The sequence below is a fragment of the Corynebacterium sp. MSK297 genome (assembly GCF_030232885.1).
In the GTDB taxonomy this organism is placed as follows: Bacteria; Actinomycetota; Actinomycetes; order Mycobacteriales; family Mycobacteriaceae; genus Corynebacterium.
The window spans coordinates 1-19,303 of record NZ_JASPGD010000014.1 but is presented as its reverse complement, the minus strand read 5'-3'; the positions used below and the strand labels follow the sequence as shown (position 1 = coordinate 19,303).

15 protein-coding genes are annotated in these 19,303 nt (G+C 55.0%); 5 read left to right on the top strand and 10 right to left on the bottom strand.

Annotation, left to right across the window (positions count from 1 at the left end; genetic code table 11):
- The first annotated feature begins 950 nt into the window (after positions 1 to 950).
- Complete coding sequence (locus tag QP888_RS10370) at positions 951 to 1,310, top strand: hypothetical protein (RefSeq protein WP_284813495.1); 360 nt, start codon at positions 951 to 953, stop codon at positions 1,308 to 1,310.
- 97 nt (positions 1,311 to 1,407) lie between these two features.
- Here the strand turns inward: QP888_RS10370 and QP888_RS10365 are convergent, their stop codons facing one another.
- From QP888_RS10365 to QP888_RS10350, 4 genes are all read right to left on the bottom strand, one after another.
- Positions 1,408 to 2,697: an SMODS domain-containing nucleotidyltransferase gene (locus QP888_RS10365; protein ID WP_284813494.1), complete on the bottom strand. Its 1,290-nt coding sequence runs from the start codon at positions 2,695 to 2,697 to the stop codon at positions 1,408 to 1,410.
- A 5-nt stretch (positions 2,698 to 2,702) separates the two neighbouring features.
- A complete protein-coding gene (locus tag QP888_RS10360; RefSeq protein ID WP_284813493.1) occupies positions 2,703 to 3,275 on the bottom strand; it encodes an SLATT domain-containing protein in 573 nt (190 codons plus the stop codon).
- Positions 3,276 to 3,320: 45 nt separating this feature from the next.
- Positions 3,321 to 5,909 (bottom strand): DEAD/DEAH box helicase, encoded by a 2,589-nt coding sequence (locus QP888_RS10355; RefSeq protein WP_284813492.1) that lies wholly within the window; start codon positions 5,907 to 5,909, stop codon positions 3,321 to 3,323.
- A gap of 191 nt (positions 5,910 to 6,100) precedes the next feature.
- Complete coding sequence (locus QP888_RS10350; protein ID WP_502869177.1) at positions 6,101 to 7,741, bottom strand: site-specific DNA-methyltransferase; 1,641 nt, start codon at positions 7,739 to 7,741, stop codon at positions 6,101 to 6,103.
- A gap of 685 nt (positions 7,742 to 8,426) precedes the next feature.
- On the opposite strand from QP888_RS10350, the gene QP888_RS10345 reads away from it, so the two are divergent.
- Positions 8,427 to 8,693, top strand: coding sequence for a YdeI/OmpD-associated family protein (locus QP888_RS10345; protein WP_272698141.1), 267 nt, complete (start codon positions 8,427 to 8,429; stop codon positions 8,691 to 8,693).
- Positions 8,694 to 8,721: 28 nt separating this feature from the next.
- Here the strand turns inward: QP888_RS10345 and QP888_RS10340 are convergent, their stop codons facing one another.
- Genes QP888_RS10340 through QP888_RS10325 form a run of 4 tightly spaced genes read right to left on the bottom strand, consistent with a single transcriptional unit; the run spans position 8,722 to position 12,702 of the window.
- Positions 8,722 to 9,381: a potassium channel family protein gene (locus QP888_RS10340; RefSeq protein ID WP_272698142.1), complete on the bottom strand. Its 660-nt coding sequence runs from the start codon at positions 9,379 to 9,381 to the stop codon at positions 8,722 to 8,724.
- Positions 9,374 to 10,729, bottom strand: coding sequence for a TrkH family potassium uptake protein (locus QP888_RS10335; RefSeq protein ID WP_272698143.1), 1,356 nt, complete (start codon positions 10,727 to 10,729; stop codon positions 9,374 to 9,376). Before QP888_RS10335 ends, QP888_RS10340 begins: the two co-directional genes overlap by 8 nt.
- Positions 10,730 to 10,783: 54 nt before the next feature.
- The gene (locus tag QP888_RS10330) at positions 10,784 to 11,509 is read right to left on the bottom strand and encodes an ABC transporter ATP-binding protein (protein ID WP_284813491.1); all 726 of its coding nucleotides are present in this window, start codon (positions 11,507 to 11,509) and stop codon (positions 10,784 to 10,786) included.
- Positions 11,509 to 12,702: an ABC transporter permease gene (locus QP888_RS10325; RefSeq protein ID WP_284813490.1), complete on the bottom strand. Its 1,194-nt coding sequence runs from the start codon at positions 12,700 to 12,702 to the stop codon at positions 11,509 to 11,511. Before QP888_RS10325 ends, QP888_RS10330 begins: the two co-directional genes overlap by 1 nt.
- 112 nt (positions 12,703 to 12,814) lie before the next feature.
- Between QP888_RS10325 and QP888_RS10320 the strand changes: the two genes are divergently transcribed.
- Complete coding sequence (locus QP888_RS10320) at positions 12,815 to 14,191, top strand: ATP-binding protein (protein ID WP_284813489.1); 1,377 nt, start codon at positions 12,815 to 12,817, stop codon at positions 14,189 to 14,191.
- 15 nt (positions 14,192 to 14,206) lie between these two features.
- Positions 14,207 to 14,824, top strand: coding sequence for a response regulator (locus tag QP888_RS10315; RefSeq protein ID WP_239265816.1), 618 nt, complete (start codon positions 14,207 to 14,209; stop codon positions 14,822 to 14,824).
- A gap of 64 nt (positions 14,825 to 14,888) precedes the next feature.
- Here QP888_RS10315 and QP888_RS10310 read toward each other — a convergent pair whose 3' ends face one another.
- On the bottom strand, positions 14,889 to 16,211 hold the full coding sequence (locus tag QP888_RS10310; RefSeq protein WP_155896250.1) for a hypothetical protein: 1,323 nt from the start codon (positions 16,209 to 16,211) through the stop codon (positions 14,889 to 14,891).
- Complete coding sequence (locus QP888_RS10305) at positions 16,204 to 16,881, bottom strand: ABC transporter ATP-binding protein (RefSeq protein ID WP_027018102.1); 678 nt, start codon at positions 16,879 to 16,881, stop codon at positions 16,204 to 16,206. The genes QP888_RS10310 and QP888_RS10305 overlap by 8 nt, the downstream gene beginning before the upstream one ends.
- Positions 16,882 to 17,324: 443 nt before the next feature.
- Between QP888_RS10305 and QP888_RS10300 the strand changes: the two genes are divergently transcribed.
- Positions 17,325 to 18,941: an FAD-binding dehydrogenase gene (locus QP888_RS10300; protein ID WP_502869178.1), complete on the top strand. Its 1,617-nt coding sequence runs from the start codon at positions 17,325 to 17,327 to the stop codon at positions 18,939 to 18,941.
- Positions 18,942 to 19,303 lie beyond the last annotated feature (362 nt).

The following is a 19,303-nucleotide window of genomic DNA, read 5'->3' as shown; positions in this document are numbered from 1 at the left end:
GAAGACTCAGAACGGAGAACTAATGGTCGCCCCTCGCCCTGAAACCTGTAACGATATTGAGTCCGTCCACCGGGGGATTGAAGTGGTCTTTCGCCCGGTCAAGCATTCGGATCGTACGGAACAAGATATTGTCGCTAGACTGCGCGATGATAACGCACTAACCGTGTCCCTAGTAGCAGAGAAGAATAATCAAGTCATAGGCCATATCGCGGCGCCCCAGTCACGGTTAGTTCCACGGCTGGATGGTTCGGCCTTGACCCTGTATCAGCACTGCAGGATCAGCAGGGAAATGGCATCAGCAGTGCGCTCATCAAAGCCGCTCTAAACCAGTTAAAAAGGCTGGTGCTGCCGGCGCAGTTGCTTTAGGGGATCCGGAATTACTGCCGCTTCGGCTTCAAGCAAGTACCAGGAGTATATTTTCCAGGCGCGTCGGCGGAGTATTTTACTTTCCTGCCTTTTGGCCAAGCGGCCCCCACGGGGCCGCTCGCTATCATGACGCGTTTGGTTAGCGTGAAAAAATTGCGCGCTGAAAGTATTGATGCGCAAAGAAGACGATGCTTCGGGGATTTCGGAAAACTCTCTGGCTACTATCAACGCGGACAGGTTCTATATCTACTTAGCTCCAAATTAATCCTAGCCGGTGCCCACAAGCCGCGCTCAAGCAGCGGAAACCGAAACGACCGCCGCCACGGAAACCCGCTCCGCCCGCCGCTGCGAAACCCAGAGCGGCACGCCGCGCCGGAGCGAGTCCACGAATCGTCTGTAGAACCGTTTACCCCAACCCGGCCCCTGCCCGTCACTCAACCCACAGTTTCGAACTGCCGACTGAGTGGGTAACGTCTGCTGGCATGAAGAAAACTATTGCCGCCCTCGCGTCGTGCTCCGGCACGGAACCAGGCACTTCCCAGCCGCATAAAACGACATAAGCCGGTTACAAGGTTGGCAACTTTGTGATCACTGTCGTGGACGTCGCCGACCGGTCTATCGTCACGGAAGTCGAAATGCCGGACCACGAAGGCCGCGAGCAGGTCTCCATTACGGCAGAAGTGACGAATAACTCCTCAGAAGGCGTTGACCTAGCATGCAGTATAGACCTTGGCATCCAGATCGTCTCCAATGGCTCTGCGTGGGGCAACGTCGGCTACCTAGAACGCGTACCCGGCAACCGGCAGTGCGGTGACCTGATCACTTCCGGCGAGATGAAGCAGATGGTTTGGGGCTCACTCATGCCGGAAAAAGCCCAGCCGACGGACTTGTTGGTTCAACTTGCCTCCGACCCGAATTTCTTCGAGGAAGTTCCGCTCCGGTAGCAGGGGCGGGGGTGCGGTGCTCGCCTCGCACTGCAAGGATCCTTTCTGCTGCTCGGAACTCAGATCAAGTACTTGCAGCTAGGGCAAGCGCTGGATTTTATAGAATCGGAACATCTACGTGACCGCGCGCAATTAGATTTCCATCTTTGATGGCGTAGCTCTCGACATAGTGATGACCTTTGAACAGGGTGGATTCTCTGTGTTTCCCTTTCCCGGAATCTTTGAAGATTTGGCCGCGGATTTGGTTCCGCCGCTTAGCCTCGTCCCCGCGGTTGAGGACTTTCCACCAGAGTTCAGTATTGGGCGGTAGTGATCTCGTGTCCACCTCAAAGTCAAGTTGCTTGTCGGGACGCAGGAAATTGTAGTTTCTTAGTATTCGGCTCAAAGATTCAGGCCGAAACCCCCTCTGCGTTACCTTGCACTCCACACTTAATTCGCTGACGGAAGCTGCCCGCGGAAACCGCTCTTCGATGAACTGTTCTGTGTCAATATAATTGGAGGCTTCCAACCGGGCGGCCCGTGCTTGATCGCGTGTGTCGAGGGGAACACACGTTCCGAAAATGGCTCGCCATTTTTGATTCATCGTTGACTTCGTATTGGCCGCGATTGCGTCCTCACAAAGCGAAAGTGCCTTTTTAGCTTTGCTCTGGAAGTTCGATTCGTTAGTTATCTTCTGCCCGCTGCCGAGCGCATACCAGGTGTCCTGCTTTGGGAGTTCAGATAGGTAAGCGAAGAAATCTTTTACCAGCACAGGAAGCGTCGGAAGAACTGCATCATCAGCCTGCTGCGAGGTTATGTAGCGATGCACAAGCGTGTCGATGAGGAGGCCGTTAATCGGGACGGTGTGTTGCTTCTTCCACGCGCGTGTTAGCCGGCAGAGCTTTCGGGCTTTACCTCCTGTTGATCCATCAAGTTCACTGATAGCTTTAATTTCTTCTCGTGGCTTTGTTATTCTCCATCGGTCTTTGAGGGTATCGGGGTATTCGAAATGACCATCGTCGGTTTCGAAAACCGGCTGCACTTCGAACTTGAAATCGCCAAACTGGACCTTAACGACTAGTCTGTCCACGCGAATTAAGGTTTTAGGATAACGACGGTTTAGAGCTGTTCGAACCTGGTTTAGAGCCTTGTAAGCGCCTTCAGTCGTGACGAACTTATCCTTGATAGTCGCGGGTAGACGGTAAAGCATGTCGAGGTCGGAGATACCACGGATAGCGGTGTGACGGCCCCAAGACCCGACCATTAACCGGTTGGCTGAGTTGGATTCTGAACCGGTAAATTCTTTGTTCAGGGACTTGGTGATTTCATCGCGACGCTGCTCGATGATACCCGCATTGTCGATCTTCAGGTTGTTTAATGTTTCACTGAGAAGTTCGTTCTGGTCCAATTTGGTTACTTCCTCCGCCATAGCGTGCGTGCGTCGATTTCCTTTTGCGTGGATTGCGGTTTTTCGTTACCTTTAATCGCCTCATCAGCCTCGTTGTAATCACCTCTTGTTGTGCGCGGTGATGTCGAAAGCAGTTTCCTTTCGTCCCTTTCCAGTTCGTCTCTTTTGACTAGAGCATCCTCAAAAGAGATTGCATCGTTTTCAATATCCCAGGTGAGTGACTCGTACCGATTGTGAATGGCGCGTAGGTCCACTGCTGCCGCCCTATGGGCTTCTACAGACATCTTCCAGTCAACAGACTCTCCCAAAAATGTAAGCATCGTGGCCAACGCTGCCGCTCCGGAAACCAGAGCTGCGTTCACCTCGGGATCGAAAAACAGGCCCCCCAAGCTCGCGAGAAAAGCACCCGCAGTTAAGGCTGTCAAAATGATCGAAGTGGTCTTGCGACATTTTTCCCATTGCTGATAGCGGTCAGCCGCCTTCTCTTGAGTACGGTATGTGTAGAGCATCCGGTCTCTCCTCGCGTCGAGAAGTTCGGTTAGCGCTGCTACCGAATCTGGATTTCGCCTTTTGTCCAAGCCTTTAGACCTTCCTTCATCCAAAATCTTTCGCTATCTATCGCCCTACAAGCCAGGATTTGACTTCCGCTTCAAGTCCTCCCACGACTCGGAGGATCGAATATCGGACTCGTAGGCAATGACGTAGCCCCATTTCTGGCCAACGAAATCCTCTTCACCGAGCAGTTCCCGGACGAGCACCCGGGCCGCGGCTCGTTTCGCCTGTACCGTTTCGTCGTCTCGGCCCTTGTCGGCCTTGCCCTCGATAATCCACATCGTGCCGTCGGAGTCCTGGGCGACAAAGTCGGGGTAGTAGGTGTCTCGGGTGGTGTACATGATCGACGCGCCATCGGCTGAGTAGAGGCGCTTCCACCACACGATGTCCGAGGTGTAGTTCAGCAAAAGCGCGAGGAGGTACTCGCCGCCCCACGAGTCGAAACTCGCTGCGGGGAACAGGCCGCGATTCCAGCCGTCGTAGAACTCGCGGGGCTTGAACTTCGCCTGTTGGTCTTTAGAGAGCTGCTGGAGCACTTCTTTGCCAAACGGCAAGGTCACGACCTGGTCAATTGGCAGTTCGACCGGAACGATAGTCGTTTCGGTTTGCAGGCTGCTGGCGTGTTCCTTGGCCTTGTCGTTGACTAAAGCGACGAGCTCGTCCACCGCAGACTGCTTGGCCTTTTCGGTCCAGTGGTCGATACCGGCGTTCGCCATGAATGTCGGAAGGACGTATTGGGCTAGTCTGATCGCGTTCTTTTTGTCCTGGGTAACAACCCCGAGACCGAATACGCGGCGTGTGAGTTCGCCGATCACGGCGTCTTCCGCTACGGGAGCCGATTCGACTTCCGCGTCGGTGGTGCGTTTCGTGTCGAGCTTGGTTTTTCGCACCACGATTTCTTCGCGGGTGAGCGCTTCCTTTGAGTCGGCGACGCGGCGTGCTGCCCGGACAATGTCTTCTTCGTCAATGTGGGTGAGAAGGAACGGTGTGGTTGATTTCGCCATGACCGTGGACGGAAACAGGAAGGTCTTTCCGGCGAACTGTTCGTTAACCCTGATTTCCGTTGCCGGAATGTAGTCGACCCGCTGCATGATCTCGTTGTCACCGACTCGTCGGAATGAGACACCTCCGGTGTGCCCACCAGTGACCTGGGTAGTTTCGCCGGCCTTGGTGCCGATGTCGCTCGAGCCGTCCGTCGCTTCGCCTGCCGAAGTGCTAGACCACGCGGTCGAGGCGGAAACCGAACTCGTATCAGCCTCAGACGAAAGATCGTTCGTGTTTGGCTGCACCTGCCCTTCGCCCTGGCGGAAGCTTTCTTCGACGTCCATGCCCGAGATTGCGCCCTCAGCGGCATCTGAGAGACCGAAGGAGCGGAGCACGTCCTCGTCCTTGAGGAGGGACTTGAACGACTTGTGGCTCAAGATGTCGAGTTGGTCAAGTTCGGCTACGCCAGTACGCGCCCCAAAGGGCAGGCGCAGGCCACGGCCCATGGTCTGCTGGGTGAGAATGTCCGACGACATGGCGCGCAGCGCACACATCACCGCGACTCGTTTGGTGTCCCAACCTTCTTTGAGTCGGTCAACAGAGACAATGGCACGAACCATCGAGGCTGGGCTGTCGAGTTCATCGAGGCGGCGCAGCGTGACCGCGTCGTTGTGTTTGTTATCGAACTGGAGTACCGCCTCAGGGGCACCGAAATAGCCCGGCCCCTGGAGGATCTTGGTGACGTCTCCTGCATGTGCGACGCTTTCGCAAACGACAAACAGAAGCGGCTTCGTCCGCTTTTTCTCGCCTGCTTCTCCAGGGAAGTTCGCCTGGCCGAAAGCGGCGTAGGCCGCCTCTTTGTTTCGCAACAGCGAGACCGCGTCGAGCAGTTGCCTTTCCTCGGCTGAGTCCTTGGGGTAGCCGTTCTCGCGGTAGACCAGCATTGGCGACTTCACGTAGCCATCCTCGATGGCGCTGTACAGCGGGTAGTGGAAGATGACGTGGTCCGTATCGGATGCCGAAGCGGTCAGCCCAATCGTTGCTGCGGGACGCAAGTCCTTTAGCGCCTTGTTAAAGGCCTTGGCTGACGCCCCGAACAGGTGAGATTCGTCTGCGATAACCACGAGATCATCGAGGTTGACCAGGTAGTCGTAAAGCGAGCCAGACTCCTCCTGGTGGTCTCGAATCTTGCGACGCATGCCGTCATCGGATTCTGCGCTTGCATTTGCACGTTTCGGCTCGATGAGCTGGGAAACGTTGAAGACGTAGACCATCGGGCCGTCTGCGGCATTGCGGAACAGCTCCGGCTGGCCGGCACGCCACGCGCCGTAGTTGCCAGGCGAAACCACCTGGGGAGCGGAGGAGAAGCCGTCGACGTAGCGACGCGAACCCTGAGTGAAGTTTTGGACGGTCTTGTTCTCCAGCACCGTCGAAGGCGGGACGACCACCATGACGTTTTTCACCCCGAAGCGCGACAGATACTCAATTAACGCCGCCATGAGGTAGGTCTTGCCCGCGCCGGTGGCCATGTGCATGACCATGGGCTCTAACGGGTCAAAGTCTCCAGTGAGGTGGTAGATGAGCTTGCGCAGCGCACGCTTATTGGGGCCTCGTAGCTGGAACTCTGTCGCAATGCTGTCGATGAGTCCTTGGTCAAGTGCGATCGGAAGTGCCATGTCTACTTGCCCTCCTGCGTAGCCGAGTAAGTGAAAATGTCGTTCGGGATGTGGACAATCTGACACGGCTTGTCCGTTGTCCTCGCGAACTGCCTAATTCCCGGTTCGAGTTCCGGCGCGGCGAGCGTGACGCCTTCCCCTTCATTGAGGTGGGCGAGAAGCTCTTAGGCCTTGTCTCTGTCGAGTCGGCCTTAGACCACTTTGAGGAACATAGAGCCTCGTTTGCCGTCGAAATGGCGGCTTTCCGGGATAAGCGAGAAATTCAGGTTCGCGGCGACAGAGTTGACGAACGTCGCGCCGGTTGCCGCTTCGGTAAGCGTGACGAGGCCCAATTCGGGGACGTAGTCGAAACACTGCGGTGCAAGGTGGGCGACTGTAAAACCGCCGCCTCCGCGCCAGTTGACGACGCCTTTCTGGTTCTTGGTCTTCGTCGCAGTCTTGAGCGCTTTGACTACCGCTTCGGTTTTCAATTCGGCGTTCGCTGCGAGCACCTTATTGAGAGCGCTGTTGAACTTCTGGGCGTCTTCCGGTGAGAGCCCCTCGGGCAGACCTTCCTCGGTCGCGTCAACGCGCTCTTGCTTCTGGATGGTGATTCCGCCCTGGTCTTCGTTATTGATGACCTTCTCTAGACGTGGACGAGTGAAGCGGTTGAACGTGTCCTCCACGAGCTCGCACGTCACCCAGCGACGTCCCATCTTCTGGGCTACCGCGGCGGTCGTTCCCGAACCGGCGAACACATCGAGGACGATGTCGCCGGGTTTCGTGGCAAGTCGAATCACGCGCTCCAACAGGCGCTCCGGTTTAGGAGTAGAAAAAGGCGATTCTCCGGGGAAAAGAGTCTTGATTTCACTGTTGGCCTCGCGCGTCCCTCCGACTTCATCTTGCAGCCAAACGTCTTCAGGAGTTCGGCCTGGTTGGTCCGCAAGATAGATCTTCCGGATGATTCGTGTTTGGTCGTCGCTGAAAATAATTTCACCTGAGGCAATTTTCTGCTGGAGTGTCTCCTGACTCCATCTCCAGCCGTTTTCGGGCGGTTCGATGATATGACCCGATGGTGTTTCCAGTGGATACTTAAGTGTTGGCCGGTAACCGGGGTTGCGAACGTCACCACTCCTCCAGGGTCCCTTGGGGTCACCATCCGGATTGCGGTACGCGCGGTTATGCCAGTCCTCTCTAGGTAAATGCAGTTTCGGTATCTGGGATTTGCTTCGTGCATACACCGTAATGGTGTTGTGGTTATTCGAGATTAGGGACGTGTTGTTAGTGGCCTGTGCGGTGTGCTTCCACATGACCTCCGCCACAAAGTTCCCACTCCCAAACACCTCGTCCATGAGCGCTCGCATGCGGTGGTTTTCAACATCATCAAGATGGACCCAAATCGACCCGTCATCGCTAAGAAGCTTGCGTAGGTGAACGAGGCGGTCACGCATCATGGTGAGCCATACAGAGTGTTCGAGGTTGTCCTCGTAGTTGGCGAAGGTTTGTGCGGTGTTAAACGGCGGGTCAATGTAAATGCACTTCACCTTGCCGAGGTACTTCTCGCGCAACTCCGGTACACGAGTAAGGGCTTCGAGCACGTCGCCGGACTCACCGAGGATGAGCAGGTTTTCATCGGTCGGGTCCAGGTCTGCCCGCTCTGAGTATTTCGTGTCTTGGTCCTTTGACGATTTTTTGCCGGTGACCACTTCGTCAATAACGAGCGCCCGAGTCTCGCAATACCGAGGGTCTTTCGGGTCGACCCATTCGTATGCGTAGCGTCCCTCTTCACTAGGAATGAGCGCCTTGTCTTTGTTGAACCAGGTCAATTCAAGTAGTTGTTTCGCGCCGGCCACCGTCTCGCTGCCTCGTTTCGTCTGTCGGGGCTTTCAAATAATGCACACTTTATGGTAGCCGAGACAGCGACAGGCACGGAAGAAAAAACACCCCGAGGGAAACGCGTATTTGGTTTGCGAGTAGGGTGGGCGCGCCAGTGCTCGTAACGGTGTACCGGATTATTTCGCTAAAGCGGTCTAAGGCGACTCGCCGTCCCGTTACGATGCAGTGAATTAACCCACTATTTTCTACTGGTGTTTGTTCCCTCCCGCGACACGGTGGAGATTTGCAAAACGAACTACGTATCCCGTCGGGTGGTCTTTACCCCCGTCCACAGGCAAACGCTGAGGCCAGCTTCGAATTTGGCCATGGTCTCCAACGTCGGCAACGAGTTTCCAGTAAGGTCGCCCGAGATAGTCGAAGAGCGACCCCCGATTTTCCGGCAACCTTGGATTCTAGAGGTCGACGCAACGATGACGGTTACTTTGGTTCGATGCTCCAGTTTGTTTCAGTGCGTTAGTCATAACTTCGGCTTGGGTACGCCAGTTAAGTGCTTGCGTGGTTTGTTGAAGTGCCCCAGGTTCTGTTCCGTCTGACTAGGTGGCAAAATCTGAGCACGTCAGATAGCCAAGAATGCCATGCTAGGAATTACGCTAAAGAACACTGAATACCCCCTGCCGAACCACTTCCACTAAATTGGTTGTCATGACAACACAAGCTGTGCTTTACGACGGCGCCGTCCACCCACTACCCGACGACCTGCAACAGGCCCTAGTCCACGAAAATCTCGCAGAACTGTGGAACGGACTCACCCTACTAGCTCGCAATGAATTCATCTGCTGGGTATCAGATGCGAAAAAGGAAGGAACCCGCGCCCGCCGCATCCGACGCACCTGCGAAGAACTCCACGAAGGCAAACGTCGCCCGTGCTGTTGGCCCGGATGCACACACCGCGAGAGAAATGGCAAATAAAGAATAATTGGTATGCGCAGATTCGGCTTTAAGAATCCGCGAACTTGTCAAGGTCATTGATCCGCCCGGCAGCAATCACTAGGTCACCGGAGCGGAGCACGTAACCAGCAGGTGGAGTAGAAAAGTGCGCATCTGCCGAGCGTACTGCAACAATGGCGATCCCCTGCGGGGTCTGTTCTACTTTCCGCCCATGCATCCACAGCGGTGGGGCTAGCTTAGCCATGGCGAAATCGGAATCGAACTCGATATATTCCTGCACGTGCCCAGCGATCAAGTGTGCCACGCGTCGGCCAGTATCCCGCTCTGGGCGCACAACGTGGTGCACGCCAATTTGTGTCAGGATCTTGGCCTGTTGCTGGTTGTCTGCTTTCGCCCAAACATTAGGCACACCCAGGTCCATCACGGCAGATGCCGTTAGTAGCGACGCCCCCATATCGGATCCGATGCCGATCACCACTCGGTGTGCATCGTGTACACCGAGTTGGCGTAGTGCTTCTTGGTCGGTGGTTTCGGCGACGACGGCGTGTGTGAGTAGCGAGGCGGCTTTGGTTACTACCGCTTCGTCTACATCGATGCCCAGTACTTCTACACCGGATTGGACTAGTTCCTCACCCAACGCCATGCCAAATCGGCCAAGGCCAATGATGACGACGGGTTGTTTAGCGTGGTGGAATGGCAGCTTAGCCAATGAAAGGCCTTTCTACGGGGAATGAATAGCGGCGTTGGTTGGTGCGGGCAGCTAGGGCGGCGACAACCGTGATCGGGCCGATACGCCCGGCATACATCAGCACTACCAGCCATACACGCGCGAATTCCGGCAGATCCGGAGTAATACCGGTGGTCAGACCAACGGTAGCGAATGCAGAGATGGTTTCAAAGGTGATCTGGTGGGAGTTGAACTGCGGTAGCAGCATTTGTAGCCCCATGATGGAGCCAGCAATCAGAATGAAAGCCATCATGAATACTGCCATCGACTGACGCACGATACGCCCGGGTATGCGCCGACCAGCAACCAGTAGTTCGTCGTCACCGCGCACTTCGGCGATCAACACTGCCACTAGTACGGCAGCGGTGGTTACTTTCACTCCGCCTGCGGTACCGCCGGATCCGCCACCGATGAACATCAAAAAATCCGTCAACATCAGCGAAGAAGGCCGCAGGTTCGATAGATCAACCGAGTTGAATCCGGCAGTGCGGGTGGATACAGAATGAAAAAATGCCGCTTGCACCGCCGACCACGGGCTCAGCTCGCGCAAGCTGTTCGTCCATTCCATGATCCCAAACCCGATGGTGCCGATAATCAGCAAAATCGCGGTGCCAACCAGGGTAAACAACAAAGTCAACGACCGCGGGCGTTGAACTTTCGAACAACGCCGCTCCTTGATCTCTAGCAGTACCGGAAACCCCAAACCACCGACGATCACGCCCGCGGCGACCGGCAAGATAATTCCAGAATCGTTGACGTAGGGAATCAAGTTGTTGGACTGAAGTCCGAATCCTGCATTGTTGAATGCAGAAATGGCGTGAAAGGCCCCCTGCCATACTGCGGGCAGGAAGGCATGTCCGTATGTCGTGGCAAAACGGATAGTGAGTACTACGGTGATCACGAATTCCACGGCTAAGGAAAAACCAATTGTGCCGAGGATGACGGTGCGCACCTCACCGAGGTTTCTTCCGCGTTGTTCTGCAACGGCACGAAGCCGCCCCTTGACGCCCATCTGCCCGGCCAGCACAAAACTCACCACCGTGGCCAAGGTCATGATGCCAAGACCACCGATCTGGACAAGCACCAAGATGATTATCTGTCCGAAATGAGACCAGTACGTCGCTGTATCTACAACTGTTAAGCCGGTGAGGCACACCGCGGACGTAGCGGTGAATAGTGCAGTGGTGAACTCCGGGTTGTCCACCCCACTGCGGGATACGGGCAGCAACAAAAGGACTGTGCCCGCGAGAATGAGCAGCAGGAAGCTCACGGAGACCAGCTGCGCGGGGCTAAAACCCCGTCGGTGGCGTGCGCCTGAATGGAAAATCACAAATCGATACTTTAAACCTCGTGCGGCTATCAGCGATACCCATATGTGAAATTTTTACTTGATTTTGCCATCAATTACTTCCACCACTTCATCCACGTATTTCAGCATTCCCCGGTCATGGGTGACAACGCACGTAGCGATCCCCAAATCGCGTGATACCTGCTGCAATAGTTGCATGATCTCTTGCGACAATTCCTGATCCAGCGCGGAAGTAGGTTCGTCGGCAAGCAAAACATCCGGATCATTCATCACTGCGCGTGCAATATTCACCCGCTGCCGTTGACCACCGGATAGCTTGCCGACGCTGCGGCTGCCAAGCCCCTCCAAACCCACCTTAACCAACAGCTCTTCTGCCCGCTCCCGGCGCGGGGTGTGTCCACGCAGATGGTCGGTGATCAGCAACTGCTCGGCAACAGACAACGATTCCAACAAGTTCGGCTGTTGGAAAATCATCCCGATGTGTTGGCGCCGTAATTCGCTGCGCTTTTCCTCCGAGCCGACGCTCATCAGTTCACCGGCGATACGCACCTCACCTTCCGTGGGCTGCAACAACCCCGCCATAGATGAAAGCAAAGTGGATTTGCCGGATCCTGATTCGCCCACGATGGCGGTCACCGTCCCCGGAAGAACCTGCAAGGACACCTGATCCAAAGCGCGCACGGTGCCGGTGCCATCTGGGAAATCAACGGTGACGTTGTGGCAAGCGACCACTGGATTTTTATTTTCTAGGTTTTTATTTTCACCATTTTTAACTTGCGCGTTTTTATATTCAGTATTCATTAGGATTTGCCCTCCAAAGCCGATGCCGGATCAATCTTTTTCACTCGTCGGGTTGCTACCAATGCGCCACACATACCGAGCACCCAGATGCCCGCGGCGGGCACCACGATGGTGGTCCACCGCAAATCAAACGGGACAGAGTTGCCAGCCCACACGCCTGCTGCCCAGCCGACGCCGGCGCCAAGCACAACGCCGATGCCAACCACCACAGCGGCTTGTCCCAGCGCATCCTTCCACACATACGCCGGGCTGGCACCGAGTGCGCGGAGCACAGAAAGATCGCGGCTGCGCTGGATTGTCCACACGCTCAAAAACGCCACGGTCACCAAAGCACTAATGGCATACAACAACACCTGAATCAACTGGAGCGATGCCTGCTCCGACTGGTAGGCAGCCAAGCCAGAAGAAGAATCCTCGACTGTTGCAACACTATCCCCAGTCTGGTTTTCGGCATCCTGCCATTCCTCATCGCGCAAGGCACCTGCGTGCCGGTCCCGGGTATCCACCGCCAGGACAGTGCCGACGACGTCGTCATGCGCGCGCGAAATCTGCTGCCACACCTGTGTGCTTGCCCAGACGACGGGCTGGTGCGAATAGTGCTCGTCTTCTACGACGGCAGTCACGGGCTGTTCGGCGCCACCGATTTCTACCATCTCACCTGGTTGCACACCGGCTTCGCTAACAATTTCGCGGCTAAGGACAATCCCGTCTTCGCCTAGCACCGCCTCCTGCGCCTCCTGCTGCTCCTGCGAGGCGGCCGAATCTGCTTCTGCTGCTGCATCTGCGGCTGTGGCACCAGCTATTTCTGATCCTGCGGCACCCGCACCGGATACCACAGGCGCCGGAACCTTAGTCCCCGCAGGCAGGCCCAGCACGGCAACACCCATCGCAGAACCAGCTTCCAACCGAGTTTGCACGGTACCAAGCGGGATAACCTGGCTATCGGCGTCGACAAGCTCCTGCCATTCCTGCACATCAGAGGTGGTGACTTGTGATTCCTGAAAAGACGGCTCGTCACTAGTGAACACGTATCGCTCAGGGGCCAGGGCCTCCAAAGCAGAGGTGTTGTGCTTAGCCAACCCACCGGTCAGGCCAGTGAGCATCACCAACAGTACGGTTATCAGCCCGACGACGAAGCTAATCAAGCTGAAGCGTCCGCGGGCGGAGACGATATCTCTGAGTGCCAAAAACATAATACCTATTGTTGTTTTTGCAGCTCAGTGCGGCATCGGGGTGCTAGTTGATTCTGCTATCAACCAGATGGTTGATCGCGGCCACTCAGCCTTCCGCACTAACCTAGGCTGGGTGACTACGCCGAGAAATCTCGCCGCTTCTGCCGCATCCAGCCCCGCAAACACAACAAGCCCTGCGAGCCCAGCAGGCCCCGGCCTGTCCACGGTATTGCGCAACCTGCGGGTGGGTTTACACGTGATGTTTTGCGCGCTGCTCATTCTTGGGGCAGTGCGGGTCTGGCTTGCCGACGACGCAGCGCACGCCCAGCTTCCGGTCGTTTTGCTGGTCGCGGCCGCGCTAGGGCTGGTTTATGCGGGTGGCATCGTTGTGGAATACCGAGCCCGGCGCGGTGTGGGCAGTTTTTCCAGCCCGACTGTGAATCAGCAACGGAGCGCGCGCTGGTGGTGGGCCGCCGTCGTCGTGCTGTGGCTGGGTGCACTCGTGTTGGCGAATGATTTTCTTTGGGTGTTGTTCCCGCTGGTTTTTGTCACGCTTGCCGTATTGCCCCGTTCGGCGAACTTGCTGGCCGCTGCGGTGTTGTGGGCTGCTGGGGTGGTCGTGGTTGCATGGTTGCACCCGCAGCATTGGCATATTGCGGTGGCGATTGGCCCGGGCATCGGCACGGTTTTTGCCGTAGCGATTTATGTGAGTTATCGCGCGTTGCACCGTGAGGCACTGACCCAGCGGCGTATCGCGGAAGAATTAGCCGCAACCCAGCGGGAACTAGCAGCCACCGAGCACCAGGCCGGGCGTTTGGAAGAGCGTGAGCGCCTGGCCCGCGATATTCACGACACGCTCGCGCAGGGGTTGAGTTCCATCGTGTTGTTGGCGCGTGCTGGACGGGCGAGCGCTAGCACCGGGGATGCGGAATCTGCTGAATCCCATAATGAGTCCCACAATAAGTCCAAAAATGCAGCAACGGACGTGTTTTCTACCATCGAGGACACCGCCCGTGACAACCTGGCGGAGGCACGCCGTTTCGTGCAGGATCTGACCGCACCATCTGCGCAAGCAGATCTGCCAGATGCCATCACTGAGATTCTCCAGCGCATGCGTCGCCGCGGTAGCGGCTTGGGCGAATCCACCGAATTCCGGGCGAATTTCTCTGGTGATACACACCGTCGGCTGCCCGAGTCCGTGGTCACCGCGGTGGTGCGATGCGTGCAAGAGGCATTGAATAACGTCGCCAAGCATGCCCATGCTGATCATGCGGTGGTGTCGGTCGCGGTGCTTGGCGATGAATTAACCGTCGATATTTTTGACGACGGCCGTGGTTTTGACCCGACGCAAGCACCCCAGCAAGAGTCCAGCCACGGCTACGGGCTTGGTGGTATTCAGCAACGCATTGCTGCATTATCTGGCACAGTAAATATTGAATCGGCCCCGGGTGAAGGCACGGTTGTTGCGGCCCGCATCCCGCTGACTTCGCAGCACACACCAGCTAGCTAGTTCCAGGAGACCACCATGATCCGCGTTATGCTTCTCGACGACCACCCCGTTGTCCGCGCTGGCCTGCGCGCAATCCTGAATAGCTTCGACGGGGTGCAGGTCACCCACGAGGCCGCCGATGGTAGCGCGGTGGATGGGCTTGTCGACGGCAGCATCACTGATGTGGATGTGGTGGTATGCGATATCCAGATGCCAGGGGTTGATGGCATCACCGCGACCAGCAAATTAGCGAAGGCAGGCGGTCCACCAGTGTTGATCTTGACGACGTACGACACCGAAGCCGATATCGTCGCTGCTCTTGAGGCCGGTGCGTTGGGTTATCTGCTGAAGGATTCGCCGGAGACAAGTTTATTCGACGCCATCATCGCCACCCATGAACGCAAGCGCACGTTGTCGCCGGATGTGGCGGCAGCACTGGCGCAGCGGACTTCACAACCGCAGCAGAGCCTTTCGCAGCGTGAAATTGAAATTCTGCGGGAACTCGCCACCGGTGCGAGCAATAAGGCCTTGGCAAAGAAGCTTTTTATTTCTGAGGCGACAGTGAAAACGCACCTGATTCATATTTTTCAGAAATTGGGTGCGGAATCGCGCACCGCCGCCGTCACCGCTGCCCGGGATCGCCGATTAATTTAGACCGCCCCGGGGCGCCGTAGTCGAAATCTGGGGCACTTCACTTAGGCAAGAGATTCCTTTTCGGCTATTTCCTCGATCCCAAAGCGGCTTGGATCTCTTTGCCCTTTACACCCGAGAATCCCAGATACAGGAGCGGCACAAAAATCATGACGAGAATAAACACAGATATTAGTGGCTGCCAATACAACTCACTCAACATTTCAATCAAACTGATATTCCAGACGAACATCATGAGTAGTCCCAGAAAAAACACACAAGCAAGCACTAACGCCTGCGCCGAAAAAGCTATTGAAGCAAGTGTGAGCAGTAATGCGAAATGGTATTCACGACGCATAATCCCTAGTTTGAGGAATTTATGGAGACTACGGTTGAGCAATTGGCTAAGTATGAGACTTGCGGAGATAATCGCTAGTAGCGTAAAGGCTAGAGGAACGGCCATGAGGACCCAGAAATCCCACTGCGCAATACCGCCTTCTCCCATGGCGCGGGCTTGCATACCAGATGCGCTGAAAAGTAACGCAGGGATGCTTGCAATGAGGAACAGGAATAACGAGATGCCTGAAAAACGTGACCGATATTCGGAAGTCACAGATTTACTCAAAACGGGGCTGGGACGGTACGAGGATAACCTTGCAACGAGTGTCGTAAGATTGAGTGCAATACGCGGAGCCGCCTGGGGAACAAGAGTAGAACCAACAAGCAGTATCCCTACCGTAAAGAGAATTCCACCTTGTTGTCCGTTTTCATAAACTATTCCGAATATAATTAATGCGGTCCCGCCTAAAGCGAAAATCCCTCGCAAGAGCCAGCGTTTGATGGAGCGTAACCTTCTGAAGCTATTGTTCACCCTCGTCACTAAATTCGTGCTCAAAAACAATACCGAGATGGTTAGTGGAATGAAGAGGCTGATTATTGCGAGAACAATGCCGAAAAAAGTAGGAACGCCAAATCCACTGACCCTGATTAATGAAGTTCCATTATCATCAGGAAGCCATTCTAAGAGTGCAGAAAATGGTAAATAAAGCACGACTGCGAGGAGTAAGGCGCCGAGGAACGGCTTCCACATTTGCCCAAGCATTACGCGGATAAAGTGACGCCGACCTAGTCCAAAGCGTATAAGCGTTATGGATTGTTCCCGAAGGAGTAAAGAACCGAGAACTGCAAGCGGAATGTTCATGGCGATGGCGACAAATGTCGCCCAAAAGAGCATATTGCCACCAATAAACTTGAATTGGTCATCCGGAAACTCGTCAATCAATCGCGACCAGACTGAACCTAAAACAAGAACAAAGCTGGTGGTGATTCCGAGGGCTAGTGCGAGGACAAAGAAATATATTTTGGCCTCGCCGACGATCGACGCCCCAATTTTTTGCAAATTCTTATTCATGGTTTGCATCGTCCTTTTCCATAGTGATTACAGAATCAACGAAGCTTTCGACGACTGGGTCGTGTGACACCATGAGAACTCCCGTTCCCTCGTGCACCGCATCGTCAACGACACTGAATAAGTTGTCCCGCGAGTCGCTATCTAATGCACTGCTCGGCTCATCAAGTAGCAGTAATTTAGGTTGTCGTATGAGTCCACCAGTGATCATGACTCTCTGTAATTGCCCCTTTGAAAGTTCGGTCAGCATCTGGTTTACAGTGTGTTCTACACCTAATGATTCGAGAATTCCGATATACAACCCTGAGCTCACTTTTTTCTTGCAAACTTGTAAATTGAATTCTAAATACTCTTTTACCGTAAGGCCTGGGAAAGCTACTAGTTCTTGGCCGACGTAGGAAATATCGCTTCGGAGTAATTTTTGGCGGGTCGATACTGAGGTCTTAGATATGTTGAACTCGCCAAGTAGCACTACGTTTCCTTCGTGTAGGGGGTGTAAGCCTACGATTGCGTTCAGGAATGTAGTCTTGCCACATCCGGAAGGACCTGATAACAATGCTTTTTGCCCGTGAGTAAGCTCAAAATCTAGTGGCAACGCTAAAGGGGCGCTGTGCTTTGGGGTCGCCTTGACGGCAACTGCTTGAACTTCTAGTACGGGGCTAATGGTTCTCATGGAAATGACTTTCTAATTGGGGGGGGGCAGCCCCTGGAAAGTGGCCCGAGTATGGGTATTGTTTTAGTCCAACACCCTCTTTTAACGTAACATAAGTAATTAACTAGACGAGGAATGTAGCAAGTCACTTTTTCACGAGGACGAAATTAGCCGGAGCGATTAAAGTAAACCGAGGAAGACCGAACCTCGTTAAGTGCACAACGGATCCCTAGCCGACTTCAGTCTTTTTGCCTTTCGCCAAGGGATCCCAGAGTGTACAAATCCTTGCAAGTCTTACGATCGTTTAGGTTTCAATAGATTTTCCCACACTCAGCAAGCTATTAATTTAGACTTGCAATATGACTTACATAACATCTGAGACGTCGTCGCAAAGCAGTCCCACAGAGACACCCACAGACTCGTCCACCGCCCCCATAGTCATCGTCGGCTCCGGCTTGGCGGGCATGGTTGCAGCCTACGAGGCATTACAAGGCGGGAAACAGGTCGTAATCCTCGACCAAGAAAACCGCAATAACTTGGGCGGCCAAGCTTTCTGGTCGCTGGGTGGTTTGTTTTATGTGGGAAGCCCGGAGCAAAAATTGATGCGGGTGAGCGATTCTTATGAGCTCGCCTGGCGCGATTGGGAAAACAGCGCGGATTACGACGACGCTCCCCATGATCGCTGGCCGAAGGCCTGGGGCCAGGCATACGTGCAGTTCGCGGCCGGTGAAAAACGCGAATATTTAAAAAAGCTGGGGCTCAATGTCTTGCCGACGATTGGCTGGGCCGAGCGTGGTAGCGGCGATGCCAGTGGCCATGGCAATTCCGTTCCACGATTCCACCTCACCTGGGGCACCGGCCCAGAAGTGGTGCGGGTTTTCCGCGAACCACTCGAACGGGCAGAAGCAACCGGACAACTCACCTGGCGCTTCCGCCACCGCGTGGAAGGCCTGCTACAAGACGAGTCCGGCCGAGTCACCGGTGTACGTGGAGTGGAATTAGCAGCCGATGATGCGCTACCCCGTGGCCAGGCCTCAAGCAGAAAAGCCGTGCGCAAATTTCAACTGAATGCAGCATCCGTGGTCATCGCCACCGGCGGTATCGGAGGTAATCTAGCAAAAGTACGCGCCAGCTGGCCAAGCGATCGCTGGGGCCCGTGTCCCGACGATCTAGTAGCTGGCGTTCCGGCGCACGTGGACGGCAGCGGCATCGACGTCGCCAAGCACGCCGGCGCAAACCTAGTGAATACGGACAGAATGTGGCATTACCCAGAGGGAATGCACAACTGGGACAGCATCTGGCCGCACCATGGCATCCGCATTATTCCCGGGCCGTGGTCGTTGTGGCTGGATGCTACCGGCAAGCGCTTGCCCACGAATCTGTTTCCGGGCTCCGATAACCTCGCTGCATTGAGCCATATTGGTAAAACAGGCCACGGCTATTCCTGGTTTTTGTTGAACTCCACCATCGCGGATAAGGAATTCATCTTTTCTGGTTCCGAACAAAACCCAGATTTAACACAGAAAACAATCCGGCAACTGGCCAGTAAGCTTGGGCCGAAAACACACCCGGCCGTGCAGGCTTTCAAAGACCATGGCGTGGATTGGGTGATCGCCGATAACCTCGATGAGTTAACCGCAAAAATGGCCACGCTTGCCGACGACGGCCTGCTGGACCGCGAGCGTGTCGCACGCACCGTTGCTGATCGGGATTCCCAGCTGGATAACCCGTTTTCCAAGGATGCCCAGGTGAATTATCTGCGCACGGCCCGGAAATTTCTGGGCGATAAGATCGTGCGCGCTGCCGCACCGCACAAACTCGCAGATGCGAAACATGGGCAGCTCATTGCTGTACGGCTGCAGGTATTAACCCGCAAAACACTAGGCGGGCTAGAAACAGACCTTTCCGGGCGCTGCCTCGATTCAGACGGTAATATCATCCCTGGCTTGTTTGCCTGCGGGGAGGCAGCTGGTTTCGGCGGTGGCGGCATGCACGGGAAGAATGCGCTGGAAGGCACCTTCTTAGGCGGCTGCATCCATTCCGGCAAACGCGTGGGAGAAGCGCTCGCTATAGACAAGTAATATAATCTATCTCACTTAGTCTATTGACTATGCTGCAATATACAGATAAGATCGAAATCACCAACAATTCGGCACCGGCCACAACAAGAGGCATTGCACAACAGTCAAGAAATACCGTCCGAGTGGAGCTTATAGACTAAGTGGAGAAGTCATTTAAATAACAGAGAATTACGCACCAACTTTATGGAAACGATTAATACTTTTACTTTCTTCTGTGAGTTTGTCTGCCACCCAGATCAACTCACAGTGAAGTGTACTAGGTTTTGTTCCTAGGCATTTACGTTGTTTTCCATTAGTTCCCGGGACCCATCTTGTTCCCACAACGCGTCTTCAACCTCGACCGGGGTACGGTACCCCAAGCT

Bases quoted from the DNA above. Each gene is read 5' to 3' on its own strand.
- QP888_RS10300 (WP_502869178.1), top strand. From the start codon at position 17,325: ATGGTTGCAGCCTACGAGGCATTACAAGGCGGGAAACAGGTCGTAATC.
- QP888_RS10305 (WP_027018102.1), bottom strand. From the start codon at position 16,881: ATGAGAACCATTAGCCCCGTACTAGAAGTTCAAGCAGTTGCCGTCAAG.
- QP888_RS10315 (WP_239265816.1), top strand. From the start codon at position 14,207: ATGATCCGCGTTATGCTTCTCGACGACCACCCCGTTGTCCGCGCTGGC.
- QP888_RS10330 (WP_284813491.1), bottom strand. From the start codon at position 11,509: ATGAATACTGAATATAAAAACGCGCAAGTTAAAAATGGTGAAAATAAA.
- QP888_RS10310 (WP_155896250.1), bottom strand. From the start codon at position 16,211: ATGAATAAGAATTTGCAAAAAATTGGGGCGTCGATCGTCGGCGAGGCC.
- QP888_RS10325 (WP_284813490.1), bottom strand. From the start codon at position 12,702: ATGTTTTTGGCACTCAGAGATATCGTCTCCGCCCGCGGACGCTTCAGC.
- QP888_RS10355 (WP_284813492.1), bottom strand. From the start codon at position 5,909: ATGGCACTTCCGATCGCACTTGACCAAGGACTCATCGACAGCATTGCG.
- QP888_RS10345 (WP_272698141.1), top strand. From the start codon at position 8,427: ATGACAACACAAGCTGTGCTTTACGACGGCGCCGTCCACCCACTACCC.